Source organism: Streptomyces sp. NPDC093064 (genome assembly GCF_044754605.1).
In the GTDB taxonomy this organism is placed as follows: domain Bacteria; phylum Actinomycetota; class Actinomycetes; order Streptomycetales; family Streptomycetaceae; genus Streptomyces.
In genome coordinates, this window is sequence record NZ_JBIVPK010000004.1 from 164903 (window position 1) to 189189 (window position 24287).

21 protein-coding genes and 1 pseudogene are annotated in these 24287 nt (G+C 71.4%); 18 read left to right on the forward strand and 4 right to left on the reverse strand.

The window, feature by feature from the left end:
• Nucleotides 1-73 precede the first annotated feature (73 nt).
• The 10 genes and pseudogenes from ACIQFZ_RS07215 to ACIQFZ_RS07260 form a co-directional block, all read left to right on the forward strand.
• Nucleotides 74-1075 (forward strand): FKBP-type peptidyl-prolyl cis-trans isomerase, encoded by a 1002-nt coding sequence (locus ACIQFZ_RS07215; protein ID WP_365425445.1) that lies wholly within the window; start codon nt 74-76, stop codon nt 1073-1075.
• Between the two features lie 91 nt (nt 1076-1166).
• On the forward strand, nt 1167-1538 hold the full coding sequence (locus tag ACIQFZ_RS07220; RefSeq protein WP_361412844.1) for an FKBP-type peptidyl-prolyl cis-trans isomerase: 372 nt from the start codon (nt 1167-1169) through the stop codon (nt 1536-1538).
• Between the two features lie 139 nt (nt 1539-1677).
• Nucleotides 1678-2730: a helix-turn-helix transcriptional regulator gene (locus ACIQFZ_RS07225; protein WP_402690792.1), complete on the forward strand. Its 1053-nt coding sequence runs from the start codon at nt 1678-1680 to the stop codon at nt 2728-2730.
• A 19-nt stretch (nt 2731-2749) separates the two neighbouring features.
• Nucleotides 2750-3835 carry a helix-turn-helix transcriptional regulator gene (locus ACIQFZ_RS07230; protein WP_383060039.1) on the forward strand — a complete coding sequence of 362 codons (1086 nt, stop codon included), beginning with the start codon at nt 2750-2752 and terminating at the stop codon, nt 3833-3835.
• Complete coding sequence (locus ACIQFZ_RS07235) at nt 3832-4125, forward strand: hypothetical protein (protein ID WP_376651675.1); 294 nt, start codon at nt 3832-3834, stop codon at nt 4123-4125. Before ACIQFZ_RS07230 ends, ACIQFZ_RS07235 begins: the two co-directional genes overlap by 4 nt.
• A 9-nt stretch (nt 4126-4134) precedes the next feature.
• The gene (locus tag ACIQFZ_RS07240; RefSeq protein ID WP_365425453.1) at nt 4135-4329 is read left to right on the forward strand and encodes a hypothetical protein; all 195 of its coding nucleotides are present in this window, start codon (nt 4135-4137) and stop codon (nt 4327-4329) included.
• Nucleotides 4330-4587: 258 nt separating this feature from the next.
• Complete coding sequence (tatA, locus tag ACIQFZ_RS07245) at nt 4588-4893, forward strand: Sec-independent protein translocase subunit TatA (RefSeq protein WP_365425455.1); 306 nt, start codon at nt 4588-4590, stop codon at nt 4891-4893.
• Between the two features lie 49 nt (nt 4894-4942).
• On the forward strand, nt 4943-5884 hold the full coding sequence (tatC, locus tag ACIQFZ_RS07250; protein WP_383060033.1) for a twin-arginine translocase subunit TatC: 942 nt from the start codon (nt 4943-4945) through the stop codon (nt 5882-5884).
• Between the two features lie 77 nt (nt 5885-5961).
• Nucleotides 5962-8814, forward strand: a complete 2853-nt coding sequence (locus ACIQFZ_RS07255) for a DEAD/DEAH box helicase (RefSeq protein WP_365774368.1) — start codon at nt 5962-5964, stop codon at nt 8812-8814.
• 256 nt (nt 8815-9070) lie between these two features.
• Nucleotides 9071-10606: pseudogene (locus tag ACIQFZ_RS07260) on the forward strand (ATP-binding protein); the annotation flags it as partial.
• Between the two features lie 818 nt (nt 10607-11424).
• Here ACIQFZ_RS07260 and ACIQFZ_RS07265 read toward each other — a convergent pair.
• Nucleotides 11425-12375 carry an RluA family pseudouridine synthase gene (locus ACIQFZ_RS07265; protein ID WP_402690793.1) on the reverse strand — a complete coding sequence of 317 codons (951 nt, stop codon included), beginning with the start codon at nt 12373-12375 and terminating at the stop codon, nt 11425-11427.
• A 78-nt stretch (nt 12376-12453) separates the two neighbouring features.
• On the opposite strand from ACIQFZ_RS07265, the gene ACIQFZ_RS07270 reads away from it, so the two are divergent.
• The 4 genes from ACIQFZ_RS07270 to ACIQFZ_RS07285 all read left to right on the forward strand — a co-directional run bounded on the left by ACIQFZ_RS07270 (nt 12454) and on the right by ACIQFZ_RS07285 (nt 15784).
• A complete protein-coding gene (locus ACIQFZ_RS07270; RefSeq protein ID WP_402690794.1) occupies nt 12454-13035 on the forward strand; it encodes a GNAT family N-acetyltransferase in 582 nt (193 codons plus the stop codon).
• Nucleotides 13036-13140: 105 nt separating this feature from the next.
• The gene (locus tag ACIQFZ_RS07275; protein WP_141362565.1) at nt 13141-13788 is read left to right on the forward strand and encodes a PadR family transcriptional regulator; all 648 of its coding nucleotides are present in this window, start codon (nt 13141-13143) and stop codon (nt 13786-13788) included.
• Nucleotides 13789-13982: 194 nt separating this feature from the next.
• A complete protein-coding gene (locus ACIQFZ_RS07280; RefSeq protein WP_376651666.1) occupies nt 13983-15011 on the forward strand; it encodes an ATP-binding cassette domain-containing protein in 1029 nt (342 codons plus the stop codon).
• The gene (locus ACIQFZ_RS07285; RefSeq protein WP_141362569.1) at nt 15008-15784 is read left to right on the forward strand and encodes an ABC transporter permease; all 777 of its coding nucleotides are present in this window, start codon (nt 15008-15010) and stop codon (nt 15782-15784) included. Before ACIQFZ_RS07280 ends, ACIQFZ_RS07285 begins: the two co-directional genes overlap by 4 nt.
• 52 nt (nt 15785-15836) lie before the next feature.
• On the opposite strand, the gene ACIQFZ_RS07290 is transcribed toward ACIQFZ_RS07285, so the two are convergent.
• Nucleotides 15837-16682: a siderophore-interacting protein gene (locus tag ACIQFZ_RS07290; RefSeq protein ID WP_365418489.1), complete on the reverse strand. Its 846-nt coding sequence runs from the start codon at nt 16680-16682 to the stop codon at nt 15837-15839.
• A gap of 103 nt (nt 16683-16785) precedes the next feature.
• The gene (locus tag ACIQFZ_RS07295) at nt 16786-17715 is read right to left on the reverse strand and encodes a 5'-3' exonuclease H3TH domain-containing protein (protein ID WP_383058831.1); all 930 of its coding nucleotides are present in this window, start codon (nt 17713-17715) and stop codon (nt 16786-16788) included.
• A gap of 204 nt (nt 17716-17919) precedes the next feature.
• On the opposite strand from ACIQFZ_RS07295, the gene ACIQFZ_RS07300 reads away from it, so the two are divergent.
• The 4 genes from ACIQFZ_RS07300 (at nt 17920) to ACIQFZ_RS07315 (ending at nt 23183) form a co-directional block, all read left to right on the forward strand.
• Nucleotides 17920-19008 carry a glycine betaine/L-proline ABC transporter ATP-binding protein gene (locus ACIQFZ_RS07300; RefSeq protein WP_365418492.1) on the forward strand — a complete coding sequence of 363 codons (1089 nt, stop codon included), beginning with the start codon at nt 17920-17922 and terminating at the stop codon, nt 19006-19008.
• Entirely contained in the window at nt 19001-21622 is a 2622-nt protein-coding gene (locus tag ACIQFZ_RS07305; RefSeq protein WP_402690795.1) for an ABC transporter permease/substrate binding protein, read from the forward strand. The genes ACIQFZ_RS07300 and ACIQFZ_RS07305 overlap by 8 nt, the downstream gene beginning before the upstream one ends.
• 275 nt (nt 21623-21897) lie before the next feature.
• Nucleotides 21898-22464, forward strand: coding sequence for an XRE family transcriptional regulator (locus tag ACIQFZ_RS07310; protein ID WP_365418497.1), 567 nt, complete (start codon nt 21898-21900; stop codon nt 22462-22464).
• Nucleotides 22464-23183: a helical backbone metal receptor gene (locus ACIQFZ_RS07315; protein ID WP_402690796.1), complete on the forward strand. Its 720-nt coding sequence runs from the start codon at nt 22464-22466 to the stop codon at nt 23181-23183. The genes ACIQFZ_RS07310 and ACIQFZ_RS07315 overlap by 1 nt, the downstream gene beginning before the upstream one ends.
• Here the strand turns inward: ACIQFZ_RS07315 and ACIQFZ_RS07320 are convergent.
• Nucleotides 23095-24267, reverse strand: a complete 1173-nt coding sequence (locus ACIQFZ_RS07320) for a TDT family transporter (RefSeq protein WP_402690797.1) — start codon at nt 24265-24267, stop codon at nt 23095-23097. The two genes, ACIQFZ_RS07315 and ACIQFZ_RS07320, sit on opposite strands and share 89 nt — an antisense overlap.
• Nucleotides 24268-24287 lie beyond the last annotated feature (20 nt).

Below are 24287 nucleotides of genomic sequence, written 5' to 3' on the forward strand. Positions count from 1 at the left end.
GTACGGCGCCCCGCTCACGACGTAGAGTTGCGCGCACGCCATCAGAAGATCGACCGATTACGAGGCTCCCACCGTGCGCCGACGCTCACTTCTTCTTTCCGTACCCGCGGGACTTGTCACCCTGGCCGCCTGCGGCAACGACAAGGCCGATTCGAGCAAGGCCAGCGAGAGCGCGTCGCCGTCGCCCTCCGAGCCGTCCGCGGCGCCCTCGCCGAAGATCGTCTCCGGGCCGCTGCCGGCGATCACCGCGGGCACGAAGTTCGGCGAGAAGCCGACCGTCGCCAAGGGCAGTGGTGACCCGTCGAAGGACATCGCCGTCAAGACGGTGATCGCGGGCGGCGGCCGCACCATCGCGGAGAACGACTACGTCCAGGCGCACTACCTGGGCCAGATCTGGAACACGGCCAAACTCTTCGACAACTCCTACGACCGCAAGGCCCCCCTGGTCATCCAGCTCGCCCAGGGCACGATCATCGACGGCTGGCGCTATGCCCTCGCGGGCAAGAAGGTGGGCAGCCGCGTCCTGTTCTCCGTGCCGCCCACCTGGGGATACGGCACGCAGGGCAACGCCCAGGCCGGGATCAAGGGCACCGACACGCTGGTGTTCGTCGTCGACCTCCAGGACACCTTCAACTCCAAGAGCTCGGCCAAGGGCAAGACGGTCGCCCAGGACAACGCCGACCTGCCGAAGGTCGGCACCAACACCGACGGCGCGGCCCCGTCCGTCACCGTGCCCAAGACGGCCGCGCCCAAGAAGCTCGTGGCCGACTACGTGATCGAGGGCGACGGCCCCGTGGTCAAGCCGGAGAACACCGTGCTCGTCCAGTACAAGGGCGTGCTGTGGGACGGCGGCAAGGAGTTCGACTCGACGTACAAGCGCGATGCGCTGACCTCGTTCTCCCTCCAGCAGGTCGTCAAGGGCTGGGCCGACGGACTGGCCGGCAAGAAGGTCGGCAGCCGGGTCCTGATCGTCGTCCCGCCGGCCCTGGGCTACGGCGACAACCCGCCCCCCAACAGCGGCATCAAGAAGGACTCGGTGCTGGTCTTCACGGTGGACATCCTGGCGGCGATGTAGCGCCGCGCCACGGTCTCCCGGCGCGGGCGCGCACTCGGCGGGGATGTAAGACTGTCCAGGTTGCCTTGTCGTAGATGAGCAGGAGAAACACGTGAGCATCGAGAAGCCCGAGATCGACTTCCCGGGCGGCGAGCCCCCGGCGGATCTCGAGATCAAGGAGATCTGGGAGGGCGACGGGCCGGTGGCCAAGGCCGGCGACACCGTCGCCGTCCACTACGTCGGCGTGGCCTTCTCCAGCGGCGAGGAGTTCGACGCCTCCTGGAACCGCGGTACGCCGCTCCGCTTCCAGCTGGGTGTCGGCCAGGTCATCGCCGGCTGGGACCAGGGTGTGCAGGGCATGAAGGTCGGCGGGCGCCGCCAGCTGACCATCCCGCCGCACCTCGCCTACGGCGACCGCGGCGCGGGTGGCCGGATCAAGCCGGGCGAGACGCTGATCTTCGTCTGCGACCTGGTCGCGGTCTGATCGTCGCGCATCGGATCCGTGCGGGATCCGATCATCCGTGGCCCATGCCTGTCCGGGTATGGGCCTCGGCTTTTGTCCGTACGCTGCGGGGCGGTACGGTCATCGGTCGTAAGGACCATTCGGAAGGTGAAGGGCGTCGATGGCCATTGCCAAGGCCGAGCGGCTGATGAACCTGGCGCTGTGCCTGCTCGGGACGCGGCGGCCGCTGAGCAAGCGCGAGCTGCGGGAGTCCATCGAGGCCTACGTCGAGGCCTCTGGCCGGGACAGGGGTGCGGCCTCCGGCCGCGACAGAAGCGCGGCCTCAGGCCGGGACAGGGGTGCGGCCTCCGGGTCGGAGAAGGGTGCCGCCGCGGCGTCCGACGACTCCTTCAACCGCATGTTCGAGCGGGACAAGGACGATCTGCGTGAGCTCGGGCTGGTCATCGAGACCGTCGAGAGCCTGGACGGCGAGGTCGGCTACCTGGCCCGCCGGGACAGCAACCGGCTGCCGCCCATCACCCTGGACGCCGAGGAGGCCGCCGCGCTCGGTCTGGCCGCCAAGGTCTGGCAGCAGGCCCGGCTGGCCGGGGCGGCCAGCGGCGCCCTGCAGAAGCTGCGCGCCGCCGGGCTGCCCGAGGACGTCGACCCCTACGAGGCGCACGGCGCGCTGGAGCCGCGCATCCCGGTGCACGAGGCCGCCTTCGAGCCGCTGATGCTGGCCTGCCGCGACCGCCGGCCGGTCGTCTTCGACTACCGAAAGGCCAACGCAGCCCAGCCCGGGACCCGGCACGTCGAGCCGTGGGCGCTGGAGTGCTGGCGCGGCCACTGGTACCTGGCCGGCTTCGACCGCGACCGCGGCGCCGAGCGGGTCTTCCGGCTCTCCAGGATCACTGGCAGGGTCCGCCCCCGGGGCAGCGGCTTCACCGCGCCGGTCCCGGACGTCGTCACCGTCCGCGAGACCGTGGCGAGCTGGGCGGGCGAGAGCGCCGACCGCTCCGCGCGGATCCGGCTGCGCGCGGATGCCGGGTACCCCCTTCGGGCGAAGGCCACCGCCGTGCGGGAACTCGGAAACGGCTGGGACGAGTTGGACATCCCGTACGGGCACGGGCTGGACGCCTGGCTGGTGGAGTTCGGACCGGACGTGGTGGTCCTGGAGCCGGCCGAGCTGCGGGCGGACGTGCTGGACCGGCTGCGTGCCGTGGCCGGGGGCTGAGGGGGAGCGGAGCGACACTGTGGCAGGCAAACCGGTCAGGCCCGCGAGCGCCATCGACCAGACCCGGCGGATGCTCTCCCTGGTGACGTATCTCAGGGAGCGCCCCGGCGCCCGGATCGAGGACGTGGCGCGCGCCTTCGGCATCACCGAGGACGAGCTGGTCTCCGACCTCGACGTACTGCCCATGTGCGGTACGAGTTTCCGCGGCGGCGATCTGCTCGACATCGACACCGACGGCGAGCGCATCTGGTGGCACAACGCCGCCGCGCTCGGGGCGGAGGCGGCGGAGCCGCTGCGGCTGGCCGCCGACGAGGCGACCGCGCTGCTGGTGGCGGCCCGCGCGGTGGCCACGCTGCCCGGACTGCGGGAGAGCGACCGGCAGGCCCTGCTGCGGGCCACGGCCAAGGTGGAGGCCGCGGCCGGCGAGGCCGCCGGGGCCAGTTCCCGGCTGTCGGTGACCTTCGAGTCCGAGGGCGGGGTCTTCGCCGACGTGGACCGGGCGATCTCCGAGCGCCGCCGGCTGTGGATCCGCTACTACTCGCCGGCCCGCGACGAGCTCACCGAGCGCGAGATCGACCCCATCCGCCTGGTCAGCGTCGGGCACACCTATGTGGAGGCCTGGTGCCGCCGCTCCGAGGCGCGGCGCACCTTCCGGCTCGACCGGGTCGCCGAGATCAAGATCCTCGACGAGCCCTCGGTGCCGCCGGAGATGGAGCTGCGCGACCTGTCGCAGGCCCTGGTGCAGCCGGCCGCGGAGGATCCGGAGGTGGTCGTCGAAGTCGGTCCCGGCGGCCGCTGGGTCGCCGAGTACTACCCGCACGACAGCGCCGATGAGCTTCCCGACGGCGGGCTGCGTATCACTCTGCGCACGCCCGATCCGGCGTCGCTCAGGCGGCTGGCGCTGCGCCTGGGCCGGGACGGCCGGATCGTCGCCCCGCGGGAGCTGGCCGACAGCGCCCGGCAGGCGGCTCGTGAGGCCCTGGAGGCCTACGAGTCGGCGAACGACGGGGCCGGGGCCCCCGCGGACGCCGTGGCGGCGGGAGAGCTCCGGGGTGCGGACGTGGTTCACGACGGTCGGTACGACAGGCAGGAGCAGGGGCTTTGAGCGAGTCGGCGACGGCTGGGGTGCGCGAGATGTCGGTGGCGGCGGCGTTCGCCGGGATGCGGAGCGTGACTCCCGTGGTGTTCCGGGCGGGCTGCCCCGACTGCCGGGGCCGCTTCGAGCTCGCCGCGAGCGCGCTGCGCCTGGTCGTCGGCGCCAGCAGCCGCACCACCTTCTACTCGTTCACCTGCCCCGACTGCGGGGCCGCGGTCCGCAAGCCGGCCGGCGAGCGGATCGTCGAACTGCTCACCGGCGGCGGGGTCAGCACGCTGCGCCTGCACTCGACCCTCTAGGCTCGGCTCATGTTCTGGGCGATGTTCGCGGTGGCCGCGGGGTTCGTGGGGATGGCCGTCCTCGGAGTGCTCGCCGTGCGGGTCTTCGTCGAGGCGCAGCGCCTCGGCCGGCAGGTCACGGAGTCGGCGCGGCGGATCAACCGGGCAGCCGAGGACCTGGAGCGGGCGAGCCTGAGCGCCGCCCGGTCGCTGGAGTCGCGGTGAGTCCTGCCGGGAAAGTCCGGGAAGTCCCGAACATCGTGCGCTTTCGATCGTCTCGCCCTGCCATCCAGCCCCTGTCGCCGGGTACGCTGCTGGTCATGGCCCGCACTAAGAGGCACGGGTCGCCCAGCAGGAGTACGCACGGGGATTGCTCAGCGTTCACCCTCGGGCGTTACGATCGCTGCCAGCACGATGGTCAGACACCTGTCCGAGTGGTCGGACATGCCCGACGCCCCGCCTCAGTGAGAAGGTGAAGACTTTATGTTCCGCAACGCACTTGAGCCGTGGCATCTGGTGCTCCTGGTTCTGGTTATCGTCCTGGTCTTCGGGTCGAAGAAGCTTCCGGACATGGCGCGCTCGCTCGGCAAGTCCGCGCGCATCCTGAAGAGCGAGGCCAAGGCGATGAAGGACGAAGCGAAGTCGAACACCGCGGCCAACTCGGCGACTCCGGCGGGTGAGGAGCAGCAGTCTCAGCAGTCCCCGGCCCAGCGCACCATCCAGGCCGCGCCCGGTGACGTGACCAGCTCGCGCCCGGTCAACGAGCCGACGGACACGACTCAGCGCTGACGGGAGGACCGGAGCCCTTCCGGTCCGCTGCACGAGATGAGGATGTGGGTTGCTCAAGTCCGCCCGCAAGAAGGAGAAGGACCCCGAGGGGCGGATGTCGCTCGCGGATCACCTCCGTGAGCTGCGCAACCGGCTCGGAAAAGGTGTCCTGGCGATCCTGGTCGTGACGATCGTCGCCGCCTTCTTCTACAAGGACATCGTCAACTTCATCACCAAGCCGGTGCTGAGCTCGGTGGGGTGTGGGCAGTCCTTCGAGGAACTGGCCAAATCGGGTAACAGCACCACCTGCGCACACCTCACGATCAACGGTCTGCTGGCGCCCTTCACCCTGGCACTGAAGGTGTCGCTGATGGCCGGCGTGGTGCTGGCCTCGCCGGTCTGGCTCTATCAGCTGTGGGCGTTCGTCGCCCCCGGCCTGCACAGGCACGAGCGGAAGTACGCCTACGCCTTCGTCGGCGCGGGCGTGCCGCTCTTCCTCGGGGGCGGCTTCCTCGCCTACAACGTGCTGCCCACCACCGCCAAGGTGCTGATCGGCTTCACCCCCTCGGGCGTCGACAACCTGCTGCCGCTGGACGACCTGCTGGACCTCGTCTCGCGCATGGTGGTCGTCTTCGGCCTCTCGTTCGAGATGCCGCTCCTGCTCGTCATGCTCAACCTCACCGGCATCCTGTCCGGGAAGCGCATGCTCGGCTGGTGGCGCGGCATGGTCGTCGGCATCACGGCGTTCGCGGCGGTGGCCACGCCGAGCGCCGACCCCCTGACGATGCTGGCGCTGGCGGCGCCGATCTGCGGGCTGTACTTCATCGCGGTGATCATCGCCCTGTTCAACGATCGCCGAAAGGGTCGCCTGGCGGCCCTGGGGCCGTCGGACGACGAGGCCTCCGAACTCGACCTCACTCCCGAGGAGATCGGCGAGGTCGAGCCCGTCACCACCCGCCGCGCCCTGCCCGAGCAGACGGACCGGGTCAACGGGTACGACGACGCGACCTGATCACCACTGCAGGTTTCCCAGCCGGCCGCTCGCACCGCGAGCGGCCGGCTTTTTCCGCGCCCGGGACGATCGGGATAATGATCGTCCTGTTGTCGGTGCGGCCCGGTACGCTCGAAAGCACGATGACAGAGGACCTCTCACCGGCCGAGCGGTACGCGGCAGCGCGCAGGCGAGCTGCCGAGCAGGCCACCGCGCTCGCGGGATTCCGCGAGATGTACGACTTCGGCCTCGACCCGTTCCAGATCGAGGCCTGCCAGGCGCTCGAGGCGGGCAAGGGCGTACTGGTCGCCGCGCCCACCGGCTCCGGCAAGACGATCGTGGGCGAGTTCGCCGTCCACCTCGCCCTCCAGCAGGGCAGGAAGTGCTTCTACACGACGCCGATCAAGGCGCTGTCCAACCAGAAGTACGCCGACCTGTGCCGCCGCTACGGCAGCGGCAAGGTCGGCCTCCTGACCGGCGACAACAGCCTCAATTCCGAGGCCCCGGTGGTCGTGATGACCACCGAGGTGCTGCGGAACATGCTCTACGCCGGTTCCCAGACCCTGCTCGGCCTCGGCTATGTGGTCATGGACGAGGTGCACTACCTCTCCGACCGCTTCCGCGGCGCCGTGTGGGAGGAAGTGATCATCCACCTGCCCGAGTCGGTGACCCTGGTGTCCCTGTCGGCGACCGTGTCCAACGCCGAGGAGTTCGGCGACTGGCTGGACACCGTCCGCGGCGACACCGAGGTGATCGTCTCCGAGCACCGGCCCGTTCCGCTGTTCCAGCACGTGCTGGCCGGGCGCCGGATGTACGACCTGTTCGAGGAGGGCGAGGGCCACCGGAAGGCCGTCAACCCCGACCTCACGCGCATGGCCCGCATGGAGGCCAGCCGCCCCTCGCTCCAGGACCGCCGGCGCGGCCGCGCGATGCGCGAGGCCGACCGCGAGCGGGAGCGCAGACAGCGGTCCCGGATCTGGACGCCGAGCCGTCCCGAGGTCATCGAGCGCCTGGACGCCGAGGGCCTGCTGCCCGCGATCACCTTCATCTTCAGCCGCGCCGCCTGCGAGGCCGCCGTCCAGCAGTGCCTGTACGCGGGCCTGAGGCTCAACGACGAGGCGGCGCGCGAGCGGGTCCGCGCCCTGGTCGAGGAGCGCACCGCCGCCATCCCGACCGAGGACCTGCACGTCCTCGGCTACTACGAGTGGCTGGAGGGCCTGGAGCGCGGTATCGCCGCCCACCACGCGGGCATGCTGCCGACCTTCAAGGAGGTCGTCGAGGAGCTGTTCGTGCGCGGTCTGGTCAAGGCGGTCTTCGCCACCGAGACCCTCGCCCTCGGCATCAACATGCCGGCCCGCTCGGTGGTGCTGGAAAAGCTCGTGAAGTGGAACGGCGAGCAGCACGCCGACATCACCCCCGGCGAGTACACCCAGCTCACCGGTCGCGCCGGCCGCCGCGGCATCGACGTCGAGGGCCACGCGGTGGTGCTGTGGCAGCGCGCCATGAACCCCGACCACCTGGCGGGCCTGGCCGGCACCCGCACCTACCCGCTGCGCTCCAGCTTCAAGCCGTCGTACAACATGGCGGTCAACCTGGTCGAGCAGTTCGGGCGGCACCGCTCGCGCGAGCTGCTGGAGACCTCCTTCGCGCAGTTCCAGGCCGACAGGTCGGTCGTCGGGATCTCCCGGCAGGTGCAGCGCAACGAGGAGGGCCTCGACGGCTACAAGGCCTCCATGACCTGCCACCTCGGCGACTTCACGGAGTACGCGCGGCTGCGCAGGGAACTGAAGGACCGCGAGACGGATCTGGCCCGGCAGGGCGCGGTCCAGCGGCGTGCCGAGGCCGCCGTCGCCCTGGAGAAGCTCAAGCCGGGCGATGTCATCCACGTCCCCACCGGCAAGTTCGCGGGTCTGGCGCTGGTGCTGGACCCAGGACTGCCCGCGGGCCGTTCCAACGGCCACCGCGGCCTGGAGCACCACGACGGCCCGCGCCCGCTGGTGCTGACCGCCGAGCGTCAGGTCAAGCGGCTGGCGGCCATCGACTTCCCGGTGCCCGTGGAGCCACTGGAGCGGATGCGCATCCCGAAGTCGTTCAACCCGCGCTCCCCGCAGTCCCGCCGCGACCTCGCCTCCGCGCTGCGCACCAAGGCCGGGCACATCCCGGCGGAGCGGCACCGCAAGCGGCGCTCCCAGGCGGCCGACGACCGCGAGATCGCCCGGCTGCGCACCGCGCTCCGCGCCCACCCCTGCCACGGGTGCGACGAACGCGAGGACCATGCCCGTTGGGCCGAGCGCTACCACCGGCTGCTGCGCGACACCAAGCAGCTGGAGCACCGCATCGAGGGCCGTACGAACACCATCGCGCGCACCTTCGACCGGATCGTCGCGCTACTGACCGAGCTCGACTACCTGCGCGGCGACGAGGTCACCGAGCACGGCAAGCGGCTCGCCCGGCTGTACGGCGAACTCGACCTGCTGGCCAGCGAATGCCTGCGCGAGCGCGTCTGGGAGGGCCTGGGCCCGGCCGAACTCGCCGCCTGTGTCTCCGCGTTGGTGTATGAGGCGCGGGTCAGTGACGACGCCATGGCACCCAAGCTGCCCTCCGGGAAGGCGAAGGCGGCGCTGGGCGAGATGGTGCGGATCTGGGGCCGGCTGGACGCCCTGGAGGAGGACTTCCGCATCAACCAGAGCGAGGGGGTCGGCCAACGCGAGCCCGACCTCGGCTTCGCCTGGGCCGCGTACATGTGGGCCTCCGGCAAGGGCCTGGACGAGGTGCTGCGCGAGGCGGAGATGCCGGCGGGCGACTTCGTGCGCTGGTGCAAGCAGGTGATCGACGTGCTGGGCCAGATCTCGGCGGCGGCTCCGGTGGAGGACTCCTCGGTGGCCAGGAACGCGCGCAAGGCCGTGGACGGGCTGCTGCGGGGGGTCGTGGCCTACTCCTCGGTCGGGTAGGCGGAGCCGGACGATCGCATTGATCACATGGTCCCGGTGGCTGCCGCCGGGGCCATGTGGTTTTCCTATGCCCGCACTGCGTCACCGTGCGTGTTCGAATCGATCCGGGGCGTGCAAATCCCCCGAGCGTACTCCTGCCGTGCGCCCCGTTTCAGGCCCTTGCCGAATATGACATAGCGATGATCCGACCGGATTATGCTCGCCCGCGGCGCAGCGAGTTGAGGTTGTTCGTGAGCTTGCTCCCAAGCGTGCTTACATGGTGAGTGTTCAATCGCCCCCCGGTGGCCGTGAACTTCCCTACGCGCGCGTGTTGTTGCTGCCCACCCTGGTGATGGCGGCGGCCACCGGGGCCGCTGTCGCCCTGGTGACGGACTCGGCCCGCCTCGCCGTCGCCTGCTGCGGTGCCGTCGCCACCCTGCTGGTGCTCGGCACGGGCGCCGAAGCGGTGCGCCGCGGACGTGCCATCCGGGACCAGCGGGCGGAGCACACCCGGCGCACCGCGGACCTGGAGGGGCGCCTGGCCGCCCACGACCGGGAGATCCACCGTCTCGCCTCCGACATCCTCCCCGCCGCCATCGACCACCTGCGCGGCAGCCACACACCTTCCGAGGTGATGCGCGACATCGTCGACGGCCACCCCGAGTGGCGCCGGATCCCCGAGTCGCAGCGCGCGGTGGTGCGCATGATCCTCAAGATCGTGGACGACGAGGAGAACATCCGCGACTCCACCCAGCGCGCCTTCGTCAGCATCGCCCGGCGCGTCCAGGCGATCGTGCACCAACAGGCCAGGGAACTCAGGGAGATGGAGGAGGACCACGGCCGCAGCCCCGAGGTCTTCGACGACCTGCTGCGCATCGACCACGGCACCGCGCTGATCGGCCGCCTGGCGGACTCCGTCTCCGTCATCGGCGGCGGCCGCCCCGGCCGGCAGTGGCCCAACCCGGTCACGCTCTACAGCGTGCTGCGCGGTGCCATGTCCCGGATCCTGGAGTACCGGCGCATCGAACTGCACTCCATCGCCAAGGTCAACATCAAGGGCGTCGACGTCGAGCCCGTCATCCACGCCGCGGCCGAACTCCTCGACAACGCCACCCGCTACTCGCCGCCGCAGACCAAGGTCCACGTCACGGCCGTCGAGGTGCAGACCGGCGTCGCCATCGAGATCGAGGACGGCGGCGTCAGCCTGAACGAGGAGACCCGCGCCCGGATCGAGCGGCTGCTCGAGGCGGCCAGGGCCGGGGTCGACCCGCTGGACCTCAGCGACACTCCCCGCCTGGGCCTCGCGGTCGTGGGGCGGCTGTGCGCGAAGCACAAGATGCAGGTCTCCCTGCGGGCCTCCGCGTACGGCGGTGTCCGCGCGGTCCTCGTCGTGCCCGGCGACATGACGACCACCGATCCCGCTCCGGGACTCGCCCACGGCATCGGCGCGACCTCCGTCCCGGCTCCGGGGGAGGGCGCGGTGGCGGGCCCCGAGCGCGCCCCGAAGAGGCGCCGCCCCACCAGCCCCCACGTCCCCGCCGCGGTGTCCCTGGCGGACGACGAGGCCCCCGAGGTCACCGAGTGGACGGCGGGCGGCCTGCCGCAGCGCCGCAGCCGGGCCAGGACCCCGCTGAGCCGGCGCGTCGCCGAGCAGGCCGCCGAGGGTGCCGAGCGGGAGGGCGGGACGGTGCGGGCCGTGCCCGGACCCGGGCCCGCGCCCACGAGGAAAGACTCCGAACCGGGCCTGTGGGTCGAGGCGTTCTGGGACGGGCTGAAGAAGGACAACCCGGGCCCGGACCCGACGGGCCTGACCGACGAGGAGGTCGGCCAGCACCTGCGCGTCGTGCTCATCGGCACCTACGAGGCCACCGCCAACCTGCTCGCCAACACCGTGCGCCGGGTCCTGACCGAGCCCGGCTTCCGGGCCCAGCTCAACGGCGGCCAGATGACGGTGCCGGAGGCGGTCGAGCAGTCCCTGTGGGACGAGCCGCCGTTCAGCACCATCTTCGGCTACTTCGCCAAGCAGGACACGGAACTCGGTGGCCGGCGCATCCGCCGGGGCGACGGGCTGCTGCTGGGCATCGCGCCGGGCAACGTCGATCCCCGGGTGCGGCCGGGCCCGACGGCGGACATGCAGGGCAACCGCTCCCATCTCGCCTTCGGCGGCGGCCCGCACGAGTGCCCGGGCCAGGACGTCGGACGCGCCATCGCCGACGTCGGCGTCGACATGCTGCTGACCCGGCTGCCGGACGTCCGGCTCGACTGCGACGAGGCGGAGCTGCGCTGGACGGAGTCGATCGCCTCCCGCCATCTGGTGGAGCTGCCGGTGCGCTTCACTCCGCGGCCGCAGCAGGACGAGAGATCGAAGCCGAGCCACACCCCGCACCCGGTTACGCCGCCGCGCCCGGCCTGGGAGGTCGGCACCGCGACCGCCCGGCAGCGGCCCGGGCCGTCATCTGTGTCGTCACCCGAGTCGCCGCCCGAGCCGTCATCCGTGCCGTCCTCCGAGTCGCAGCCCACGCCCGCGGCGGTGCAGGAGCCGCCGGGCGCCGGGGAGCCGGACACCGCACCGGCCGCCGACGCGGCCCGCCCCCAGGGCGCCTGGCAGCGCTTCCTGCGCTGGTGGCGCGGTTACTGACCGGCCCACCCGGCGAAGTCGGACCAGGCCTGGAGCACTCGCCCGCTGGTGAACCGGTGCTCCGCCCCCGTGACCGGATCCGTGAACTCCAGCGTCCGCGCGAGCAGTTGCAGCGGGCGCCGGAAGTCGCCGGCCGGCACGGGGGCGGTCACCACCGGGTAGAGCGGGTCGCCCAGGATCGGCACGCCCAACGCGTTCATGTGCACCCGCAGTTGGTGCGTCTGCCCGGTGGCGGGCACCAGCCGGTACCGCCCGAGCCCGTCCCCGCGGTGCTCGGCGAGTTCCACGCGTGTGACGGCGTTCGGCTCGCCCGCCACCTCGCGGGCGGCCTGCACCCCGCGCTCCTTCACGATCCGGCTGCGCACGGTCCGCGGCAGGACCAGTGCCGGGTCGTACGGAGCCACCGCCTCGTACTCCTTGCGCACCAGCCGGTCGCGGAACAGCGTCTGGTAGGCGCCGCGCTCCTCGGGCCGCACCGTGAACAGCACCAGCCCGGCGGTGAGCCGGTCCAGGCGGTGCGCGGCGCTCAGCGCGGGGATCCCCAGCTCCCGTCGCAGCCGTGCCAGCGCCGTCTCGGTGACGTGCGAGCCGCGCGGGGTGGTGGCGAGGAAGTGCGGTTTGTCGACGACGACGAGGTGTTCGTCGCGGTGCACGACCCGAAGCGGGAACGGCACCGGCACCTCCTCGGGCAGCTCCCGGTGGAACCACACGTACATCCCCGGCTCGTACGGCGCGTCGGGCGCCACCGCCCGTCCGTCGGCCCCGACGACCCGGCCCGCGTCGACCATGGCCCCGACCACGCCGGGCCCGGCCCCCGACAGCCGCTCCACCAGATACGCCCGCACGGTGGTCCAGGTCCCCGCGGCGGGCAGCCGCACCCGCACCGCGTCCACCCCGTGGCGCTGGGGCAGGGGAGAGGGCGGGGTATGGGTCTTGCGTCGCATCGACCGAAGCCTACGAGGCCGCCCGCGGCCTGGGAAAACCACTGCGCCGGTGGCCCGCGCCTGGGCAGGATACGGGCCATGCCTCTTCTCACCAGCCCGGTACTTCCCGCCGGCACCTTCGCGCGCACCGCGCAGCCCACCCTTCCCACCGGTGACGGTCTCCTCCTGCGGCCCTGGACGGCCGAGGACGCGCCCGTCGTCCACGACGTCTTCCAGGACCCGGTCATGCACCAGTGGCACGCCAGGGCCGCCGAGTCCGAGGCCGAGGCGGCCCGCTGGATCGAGGAGTGGCGTGCCGCCTGGGCCGCTGACCGGGAGGCCCAGTGGGCGGTCGCCGACGCGGACACCGGCCGCCCGGTGGGGCGGGTCGCGCTGCGCGAGGTGCGGTTCGAGGACGGTGCGGCGGAGGTGGCGTACTGGACCGCTCCGGCGGCCCGTGGCCGGGGCGTGGCCTCGCGCGCCACCGCGGCCCTCGTCCACTGGGCGTTCGAGGACACCGGGTTCCACCGCCTGGAACTCCTGCACTCCGTGCGCAACGGCGCCTCCTGCCGCGTCGCCACGAGGACCGGCTTCGCCCTGGAGGGCACCAAGCGCAGTTCGGGCCTCCACGCGGACGGCTGGCACGACATGCATCTGCACGCGCGCGTCCGCGGGGACTGAGGCGGAGTTCCCGCCCCCGAAGCCACGATATATCGCGTGTATTGACGGAGGCGGCCGAGTCGCGATATGTTCGGCTACGGATATTCGGAAGCGAGGTGATTGGACATGGCCGGCGGGCGCAGAAAGTTGAGTAATCCGCTCGCTCTGACCGTGATGACCACGCTCTGGCAGAAGCCCATGCACCCGTACGAGATCGCGCAGACCCTGCGCCGCCAGGGCAAGGACGCCAGCACCAAGATCAACTACGGCTCGCTCTACACGGTCGTGCAGAACCTCGAGGAGCGCGGCTTCGTCGAGGTGGTCGACGTGGAGCGGCGGGGCAACCGCCCCGAGCGCACGATCTACGCGCTCACCGAGTCCGGCCGCGAGGAGATGACGCGGTGGCTGTCGGACCTCGTCGCCGTACCGGCCAAGGAGTACCCGATCTTCGAGACCGCGCTCTCGCTGCTGGGGGCGCTGCCCCCGGACGACGTCGTGCGGCTGCTGGAGGAGCGGCTGACCGCCCTGGAAATGCGGGTGGCGAGCGGACGGGCGGTGCTGGACAAGCTCTACGAGACGCTGCCGCGCCTGTTCCTCGTCGAGGTCGAGTACCACCAGCACATGGCCGAGGCGGAGACGGAGTGGGTCCGCGGTTTCGCCCGCGAGATCCGCGAGGGCTCGCTGCCGGGCGTCGAGAGCTGGCGCCGGTTCCACGAGACGGGGGAGATCCCCGCGGAGTTCAAGGAAGCCGAGGAACGCCACTACCAGAAGTGAACCGTCAATGAGACAGACCCCGGCAGGGCTGTTGCAGCAGCCCCGCCAGGGTCTCGAACCCCGAGCCGAATCCACCGTGAGGCTTCTTTGGGCGATCGAGGTGCGGCACACCCAGGATAGCCCGGCGCTCTCACGTGGATCATTCGGCGATCTTCGCCACCCATCCGCATCCACGCATCCAGGAGAGCTTCGCCATGAGTCCCACACGTGCGCCCGCCGTCGAGGCACGCCGGCTGACCAAGACCTATCCCGGTGACGTCACCGCCCTGAACGGTATGGACATCACCGTCGAGCCGGGCACCGTCTTCGGTCTCCTCGGCCCGAACGGCGCCGGCAAGTCCACCACCGTCAAGATCCTCACCACCCTGGCCCGCCCCGACTCCGGCGAGGCGACCGTGGCCGGCCACGACGTGCTGCGCCACCCGGACCGGGTGCGGCGTGCCATCGGCGTGGTCGCGCAGAGCTCGGGCGCCGACCCGGTCGCCACCGGGCGCGAGAACCTCAGGCTCCAGGGCAGGCTCTACGGACTGAAGGGCGCCGGCCTGGACCGGCGGGTCGACGGACTGCTGGAGCGGTTCAGCCTCGCCGACGCCGCGCGCCGCCCCGTCAAGGGCTACTCCGGCGGTATGCGGCGGCGCCTGGACGTCGCGCTCGGACTGGTGCACCGGCCCGAGGTCCTCTTCCTCGACGAGCCCACCACCGGCCTCGACCCGGAGGCCCGTACGGCGATGTGGGACGAGATCGGCCGCCTGGCCGGCGAGGAGGGCCTGACCATCCTGCTCACCACGCACTACCTGGAGGAGGCCGACCGGCTCGCCGAGCGCATCGCCATCGTCGACCGCGGCCGGGTCGTCGTCGAGGGCACCCCGGACTCCCTCAAGGGCGAACTGCGCGGCGACGCGGTCCACGTGGAACTGCGCGAGGCGGTCGGCGAGGCCGGGCGTACGGTGCTCGGCAGCGCCCTGGGCGCCCTGCCCGGCGTGCACGAGGTGCTGATCGACGGGCGCCGGATCAGCGCCCGTGCCGACGACGGAGCCGCCGCCATGCCCGCGCTCCTCGCAGGGCTGGAGCGCGCCGGGGTCACCGTGACCGCGGCGACCGTGGCCCGCCCCTCCCTCGACGACGTCTACCTCCGCTACGCGGGCCGACGTTACGCCGAGGCGGAAGCCGAGAGCACAGCCCCCGGCACCGAGGCCCTTGCCCTCGCCGGAGGTGCGCGATGAGCACCGCGATCTCCCAGACCTGGTACATGACCCAGCGTCAGCTGATGGTGTTCGCGCGCCAGCCGGCCTACGCGGTCATCACACTGATCCAACCGGTGATCTGGCTGTTCCTGTTCGGCAACCTCTTCAGGAAGGTCGTCGAGCTCGGCGGCTTCGGCACCACCTCGTACCTGGACTACCTGGTGCCGGGCGTGGTGGTGATGAGCGCGCTCAGCTCCAACATGTGGGCCGGTATGGGCACGTTGGAGGAGATCCAGCGCGGCACGCTCAACCGGTTCCTGACCACCCCGGTCAGCCGGGCCGCCCTGATGAACGGCAACGTGGTCCACAACGGCCTGGTCACCGCCCTGCAGTCGGTCGTCATCGTGCTGCTCGGCCTGCTGGGCGGGGCCGACTACCCCGGCGGCGTCGGCGGTGTCCTGATCCTGGTGCTCGCCTCGGTCCTGCTGGGCACGGTCTTCGGGGCACTGTCCAACGCGCTCGGCATGCTGGTGCAGGAGCGGGAGTCCATCATCGGAATCAACACCTTCCTGCTGCTGCCGCTGACGTTCCTGTCCTCCGCCTTCATGGCGCCCGCGCAGATGCCTGCCTGGATGCGCCACATCGCCGACTTCAACCCGCTCAACTGGGCGATGGTGGCGGGCCGTTCCGCGATGTCCGCGCATCCCGACTGGAGTGTCGTGGGGAGCCGGGGCGGCGCGCTGCTGGCCCTGGCGGTGGCCGCGGTGTGGCTGTCGATACGGACGTTCCGCTCCTACCAGCGGTCGGTCTGAGCCACGCGGAAGCGGCGGTACCGACCCGGGTACCGCCGCTTTCGTACGTCGCTCACGCGGCCGGCGCCGAGCCCTCCTGCTCCGCCTCGATCCGGGCGTTCCAGTCGCGCTTGGAGGCCTGCCAGCCGTCCTCGTCGTGGCCGAGCCGCCAGTAGCCGGAGATCGACAGGTCCTCGCGGGGCACGGCGTGCTCGACCCGCAGCAGCCGGCGCAGCTCCTTCACGAACCCGGCCTCGCCGTGCACGAACGCGTGCACCCGGCCCTCGGGGAACGGCAGCGCCCGTACGGCCTCCACCAGCGCCCGGCCGACGGGCCGCTCGCCGCGGTGCAGCCAGACCACCTCCACGTCGGAGTCGATCTTCTGCTCCTCCTCGGGACCGGCTACCTCGATGAAGGCGTGGGCCGTCGCACCCTCGGGCAGTGCCTCCAGGGAGCGCGCGATCGCCGGCAGGGCGCTCTCGTCACCGGCCAGCAGATGCCAGTCGGCGCTCGCGTCCGGGACGTAGGCGCCGCCCGGACCCAGGAAGTGCACGGTCTCGCCCGGCCGCGCCAGCAGCGACCAGGGGCCGGCCAGCCCCTCGTCGCCGTGGATGACGAAGTCCAGGGTCAGCTCGCGGTGGCCGGGGTCCCAGGCGCGCACCGTGTACGTCCGGGTCACCGGCCACTGCTCGCGCGGCAACTCCTCGCGGATCCCCTGAAGGTCGAAGGGTTCCGGATAGGTGACCCCGTCGGGAGGGAACAGCAGCTTGACGTAGTGGTCCGTGCAGGTGTCCGCCGAGAAGCCGGCCAGGCCCTCCCCGCCGAGCACCACGCGCTGCATGTGCGGGGTCAGCCGTTCGGTCCGGACGACCTGCGCGGAGTGGGTCCTGCGCGGCTTGCGCGCCGGACGTTCTGCCATGACGGCCTCCCTGTTCCCCTCGCTTAGGTTTACCTAAGCTAACACCTCGCCCCGGTGAGTTCCTCTCCCGTCCGGCCGCCGCCCGCGCGCGTCGCCACAGCCGTCACGCCGGCAACGTGGCGAGCAGCCGCTGAAGCGAACCTCCCAGGCCCCAGCGGGCCGCCAGTTCCTCGAGCGCCGCCGGATCGCGCGGGGCGCGCGGCAGCGCCGTGTCCACGTCCGGCACCGGGACGTCGGCGGCGACGCGCACGACCTTCGGCGCCACCGCGAGATACGGCCGCGCCTCGTCGAGCCGCCTGCGCTGCGACGGCGTGAGCTTCGCTTTCGGGTCGTCGACGGCCGCCATGATCCCGGCCAGGTCGCCGAACTCGGCGAGCAGCCTGGCCGCCGTCTTCTCCCCGATGCCGGGCACGCCCGGCAGTCCGTCGCTCGGGTCGCCGCGCAGCAGCGCCAGATCCGCGTACCCCGGGCCGTCGACCCCATACTTCTCCCGCAGCGCCGCCTCGTCGGTGGCCTGGAGCGTGCCGACGCCCTTGACCGGGTACAGCACCCGGATCCCGCGGGCGTCGTCCACCAGCTGGTACAGGTCCCGGTCGCCGGTGACGATGTCGACCGGGCCCATCGCCCGCGCGGTGAACGTGCCGATCACGTCGTCCGCCTCGTACCCCGCGACGCCCACGCGCGCGATGCCCACCGCGTCCAGGACGGACTCGATCACCGGGACCTGCGGGGACAGGGTGTCCGGCACCTCCTCCTCGTCCGGACCGCCGGTGTGCTCCACGGCCACCCGGTGCGCCTTGTAGGAGGGGATCAGCTCCACCCGCCAGGCCGGCCGCCAGTCGGCGTCCATACAGGCCACCAGGTGATCGGGCCGGTGGTCCTTGACCAGCCGGTCGATGAAGTCGAGCAGCCCGCGCACGGCGTTCACCGGCGTGCCGTCGGGGGCCTTGATCGACTCCGGGACGCCGAAATAGGCGCGGAAGTACAGGGAGGCGGTGTCGAGGAGCATCAGTCGTCCGGTCACGTCTCGCATCATGCCGTACGGCACCGACAGTCACCGGAAGGCCGGGAACCGTGGATTCCACGTGAACGGAAGACGAGGGCAATGTGAAGCAGGCCACGTTTGGTTTGAGCCAAATGGGTCTGGGCAGGCGCGCCTCGGATCGAAGGTGGTTGCTTTCTTCAACTGTTAGCGGCCCTCCGCATCCCGTTCCTGGCCCCGAGACAAGAGGTACGCGTGTCTTCAAGACTTCAGGCCCAGCACCTGTTCAAGGTGTTCGGCCGACGACCGGACGAGGCAGTCGAAAAGCTACGGCAGGGTGCCGACCGCGAGGACCTGCGCGCCGACGGCACCACCGCCGCCGTCATCGACGCGTCCTTCAGCGTCGATCCCGGCCAGATCTTCGTCGTCATGGGCCTGTCCGGTTCCGGCAAGTCCACGCTCCTGCGGATGCTGAACGGGCTGCTGGAGCCGACCGCCGGCTGCGTCAGCTTCGATGGCCAGGACCTGACCGCGCTCAGCGACCGCGAGCTGCGCGAGGTCCGCTCCAGGAAGATCAGCATGGTCTTCCAGCACTTCGCGCTCTTCCCGCACCGCAGCGTCCGTGAGAACGCCGCCTACGGTCTGGAAGTGCAGGGCGTGCCCCGCGCCGAGCGCGAACGCCGCGCCGACGAGGCGCTCGCCCTGTGCGGTCTGGCCGGCTGGGAGTCCTCCTGGCCCGACGAGCTCTCCGGCGGCATGCAGCAGCGGGTGGGCCTGGCGCGCGCCCTGGCCACCGACGCCGACCTGCTGCTGATGGACGAGTCCTTCAGCGCCCTGGACCCGCTGATCCGGCGCGACATGCAGGACCAGCTGCTCCAGCTCCAGAAGACGCTCAAGAAGACCATCGTCTTCATCACCCACGACCTCAACGAGGCCATGCGCCTGGGCGACCGGATCGCCGTCATGCGCGACGGCCGCATCGTGCAGACCGGCACCGCCGAGGACATCCTGCTGCGCCCCGCCGACGACTACGTCGCCTCCTTCACCCAGGACGTCGACCGGTCCCGGGTGCTGACCGCCGAGTCGGTCATGGACCGCGAGGTACGCGGTGACGAGGCGGACTGCGGCTGCGACACCGCGACCCCGCACACCCCGTTCACCGAGCTGTGCGCGATCAGCGCCCGCGTGCCCCACCCGGTCGCCGTGCTGGACGAGCACCGCGACATCGTCGGCATCGTTCCGCGCCAGCGCCTCGTCGGCTTCCTGGGCGACGAGCAGAGCTCCCAGGTGAGCTGCGACGCGCCGCGGGACAAGGGTGGCGACAAGGCGGTGGCCCGTGCCTAGGATCCCGCTCGGCGACTGGGTCAACTCCGCGGTCGACTGGCTGCTCGGCCACATGTCCTGGCTCTTCGACTTCTTCAAGGCCGTGTTCACCGGCACCTACGACGGCATCAACGCCGTCCTCCAGGCGCCGGAGCCGCTGCTGCTCGCGGGCATCTTCGCCGTGCTCGCCTGGTGGCTGCGCGGCGCCTTCGCCGGAGTGCTCACCTTCGTGGGGTTCGCCTTCATCGACTCCATGGAACTGTGGTCGGACGCGATGGTGACCCTGTCGCTGGTCCTCGTCGCCACGATCATCGCGCTGGTGATCTCGGTGCCGGTCGGCATCTGGGCGGCCCGCTCCGACCGGGTCAGCGCCTTCGTCCGGCCGGTCCTGGACTTCATGCAGACGCTGCCCGCGATGATCTACCTCATCCCGGCCATCCTGTTCTTCGGCACGGGCGCCTCCGCGGGCATCGTCGCCACCCTGATCTTCGCCCTCGCGCCCGGCGTCCGCATGACCGAGCTGGGCATCCGCCAGGTCGACAAGGAACTGGTCGAGGCGGCCGAGGCGTTCGGCACCACGCCCCGCAACACGCTGCTGCGTGTCCAGCTTCCGCTGGCGCTGCCCACCGTGATGGCCGGCGTCAACCAGGTGATCATGCTCGGTCTGTCCATGGCCGCGATCGCCGGCATGGTCGGCACCGGCGGCCTCGGCGGCGACGTCAACGAGGCCATCGGCCAGCTCAACGTCGGCCTCGGCTCCGAGGCCGGCATCGCCATCGTGATCCTCGCGATCTACCTCGACCGCATGACCAGCGCCCTGGGCACCGAGGTCTCACCGCTGGGCCGGCGCGCCGCCGCCAAGGCGCGGGCCGCCAAGGGCCTGAAGATCTGGTCCTACCGGCCGCAGCCGCAGATCGCCGTCATCGGCGTGGTGATCCTCGCCCTGGTCGCGGGCGGCATGGGCCTCTTCGCGGGGGGCGGCGGCAGTGCGACGGCCGCCGGCGACGGCAGCGACGTCGGCCGCGGCAAGAAGATCACCATCGGATACATCCCGTGGGACGAGGGCGTCGCGTCCACCTTCCTGTGGAAGGAGGTCCTCGAACAGCGCGGCTACCAGGTCGACGCCCGCCAGTTCGACGCCGGACCGCTCTACACCGCGCTCGCCCAGGGCAACGTCGACTTCGAGACGGACTCCTGGCTGCCGACGACCCACGCCGAGTACTGGAAGAAGTACGGCAGCAAGCTCGACGACCTCGGCTCCTGGTACGGGCCGACGTCCCTGGAGCTGACCGTCCCCTCGTACATGAAGGACGTGAACTCGCTCGAGGACCTCAAGGGCAAGGCGGGCCAGTTCGGCGGGAAGATCACCGGCATCGAGTCCAGCGCCGGCATGATGGCCCTGCTCAAGAGCAAGGTCCTCAAGGACTACGGCCTGGACAAGGAGTACAAGGTCGTCGACAGCTCCACGCCCGCCATGCTGGCCGAGCTCAAGCGCGCGTACAGCAAGAAGGAACCGATCGTCGTCACGCTCTGGTCACCGCACTGGGCGTACAGCGACTTCGATCTGAAGAAGCTGAAGGACCCCAAGGGCTCCTGGGGCAAGGGCGACGGCGTGCACACGCTGGCCCGCAAGGGCTTCGCGAACGACGACCCCGTCGTCGGCACGTGGCTGAAGAACTTCAAGCTGGCCGAGAAGCAGCTCACCGGCCTCGAGGCCGAGATCAACAAGGCGGGCAAGGGCCGGCAGCAGGACGCCGTCCGCGCCTGGCTGAAGGACAACCCGGACGTCGTCGACAAGATCGCCCCGCTGCCCGGCGGGGACTCGGCCGCCAAGCCGGCCGAGGCCAAGCGCACCCTGAACGTCGCCTGGTTCCCGTGGGACGAGGACATCGCCGTCACCTATCTGTGGAAGAACGTCCTGGAGCGCCGCGGCTACCGGATGAACCTCAAGCAGATGGACGTGGGCCCGGTCTACACCGGCCTGGCCGGCGGTGACATCGACCTCAACTTCGACGCCTGGCTGCCCTACGCCCAGAAGAACTACTGGGACAAGAACAAGGACAGACTCAGGGACCTCGGCACCTGGTACGAGCCGACCTCCCTGGAGATCGCCGTGCCGTCCTACGTCAAGGACGTGAAGTCCCTGGAGGACCTCAAGGGCAAGGCGTCCACCTTCAACGGGAAGATCATCGGCATCGAGCCGGGCACCGGCGAGATGACCCTGCTGAAGGACAAGGTCCTGCCCGGCTACGGCCTGGACAAGGAGTACAAGGTCGTCGACGGCTCCACGCCCGCGATGCTCGCCGAGCTCAAGCGCGCGTACGCCAAGAAGCAGCCCGTGGCCGTGGTGCTGTGGTCGCCGCACTGGGCGTACAGCCGCTACGACCTCACCAAGCTCGCCGACGACAAGAAGCTCTTCGGCGAGGGCAACACGGTGCGTACCATCTCCAGCGCCAAGTTCCCCGAGCAGTACCCGCAGCTCACCAAGTGGATCAAGAACTTCAGGATGAGCGAGGACGAGCTCGGCAGCCTGGAGAGCGAGATGAACCAGCACGGTCAGGGCCACGAGGCCGAGGCCGTCACCGCCTGGCTGAAGCAGCACCCCGACGTCCCGGCGCGGATGACCCCGCAGTAGCCGCCGACCCGGAAACCGCCGAAGGGGCGGGCCCGCCCGCATCGCTCTGCGATGCGTGGAACGGGCCCGCCCACGCTTGTCCACAGAAGGAATCCGGCCAACCACGCAGAGCCACCCCCACGCGCCCCGGGCCCGCGCGATCCTTACAGGTACGTGACGACGACAGGAAACTGTTTGCCGGACATGCATAGGGTGCAGAGAACTCATCAGAAGGAGTGCGCCCGGAACCGGGCCCACGAGCAGCGGACCGACGAGCGAAGGAGGGAGCCGGAGCGATGGGCGACAACAAAGAGCGGCCCCTTCGAGTGGGCGCGGCCGTCCGGCGGCGCCGCCGCGCGCTGGGGCTCACCCTCGCCGTGGTGGCCGACCGCAGCGGCCTGTCGGTCCCCTTCCTGAGCCAGATCGAGAACGACCGGGCCCGGCCCAGCCAGACCTCCCTGGAGAAGGTCGCCGACGCACTGCGCACCACCGCCGTGGAGCTGCTGGCGGCGGCCGACCCGGCGTGCAGCGTCGACGTCGTGCGCGCCGAGGTCACCGAGCTGGAACCCGAACCCCTGGTGCGCTCCCTGGTGCGCGGCCACCACCAGCTGCACGCCTCGGAGTTCACCGGGGACCACGACGCCGGCCGTGAATTCCAGCACCGCAACGACGAGTTGATGTACGTCGCCGACGGAGCGGTGGAGATCGAGGCGGAGGGCCGGGCCTACCGGCTGGTGCGCGGCGACACGATGTACCTCACCGGTGGGGTCCGCCACCGGTGGCGGGCGACCGTGCCCTACACCCGGGTGATCGTGGTCGCGGTCGCCGAGCACATCGAGGCGGTACAGGACCGGTCGCGCTGATGCGGGTCGTCTCGCTGGTCCCCTCGCTCACCGAGGCGGTGGCCGTGTCCCTGCCCGGTGTGCTCGTCGGCGCCACCGACTGGTGCACTCATCCGGCGGACCTCGACGTCACCCGGGTCGGCGGCACCAAGAACTCCAAGGTGGACCGGATCGCCGCCCTCGCCCCCGACCTGGTGATCGCCAACGAGGAGGAGAACCGGGCGCCGGACCTCGACGCCCTGCGCGCGGCGGGCCTGGAGGTCCTGGTGACCGAGATCAGGGACCTGCCGCAGGCCTTCCTGGAACTGGCGCGGGTGCTGCGCGCGTGCGGCGGGACCGGCCGGCCCCGCTGGCTGGACGAGGCCGAGGCGGCCTGGTCGTCACCGCCCGTGCCCCCGCGCCGTACGACGGCCGTCGTACCGATCTGGCGGCGGCCCTGGATGGTGCTGGGCCGGGACACCTTCGCGGGCGACGTCCTGGCCCGGTTGGGCGTCGACCACCTCTACGCCCGGCACGCCGAGCGCTATCCGCGTGTCCCGCTGGAAGAACTGAGGGCGGCGGCCCCGGACGTCGTCGTACTGCCGGACGAGCCGTACCGCTTCGCTGCCGACGACGGTCCCGAGGCCTTCCCCGGACTGCCCTGCGCGCTGGTCAGCGGGCGGCACCTGACGTGGTACGGGCCGTCACTGGCGCGGGCTCCACGGGTGCTGGGCGAGGCGCTGCGAGCAGCGCACCGCTGATCAGCCCGCGGGCGGTGTGCACGCCCGCGGCGGCCCAGGCGGTCACGAGGACGGCGTACAGACCGACCGCGAGGGCGCTGTAGGCGGCGAGGTGGGTGTGCCGGGCGAGGGCCGCGGCGCCGGTGACGCAGGTGCCCACCGGGAAGGTGAACGACCACCAGGTCATGGCGAAGCCCATGCCCTGGCGGGCGGCGCGCAGCACATGGGCGGCGGCGAAGGCGAACCACATCAGCGCGAAGCCCATGACCGGGACGCCGTACAGCACGGCGAGCACGGCGAAACCGCCGGCGTACGGGGCCGGTACGACACCGGGTGCCGTGTCCGCGAAGGCGCCGACGGCGGTGGTGGACTGCCCGAGCGGGCCGAGGACCAGGAACAGCGTCGGGGTCAGCGCGAGCGGCAGCGGGCCCGCCGTGAGCAGCCGGCCGAAGATCACCGGCAGTACGACCAGGGTCGCGAGCAGACTGAGGCCGAACATCGCCACACAGGCAAGGAGCAGGGTCGCCCGGGCCTGCCCGGCCGGCATGTGCGGCACGAGGGCGGGCCCCAGGGCGGCGGACACCATGGGCGCGACCAGCGGCAGCAGCCATACGGGCGTCGCCTGGTGCGGCTCGATCCGGTGGTGCACGACCATGAGGTACGGCACGGCCACGGCGGCCGCGAGCCCGACGGCCGTACCGGCGGTGAACAGCACGGCGTCCAGAGCGACCGCGGCCGGGATGCCGATCCAGTCCCGCCCGACGGACAGGGCGCCGCCGCCGACGGCCAGCAGGGCCATGGACAGACAGCCGTAGAACGGCGCCGCCGCCGGGTCCAGCAGGTGTGCGCGGGCCTGGTCGCGGTGGTGGGTCCAGTGCAGGGTGCGGGCGGTGAGCAGTGCCACGAGCACGACGAGGGAGAGCGCCCACACGGCGGTGCACACGGTGCGCAGTCCCGGGATGTGCGGCGGCAGTGCGGCGCCCGCCGTGCCGACGGCGGCGGTGCCCATGACGGAGGCGTACCAGTTGGGGCCCAGATGGCGGACGGCGGGGACGCGGGGCCGGGGGGCGGCCTGCCGGGGCAGGGTGTGGGCTGCGGTGACCATGACTCAAGCTTTTCCCGGTC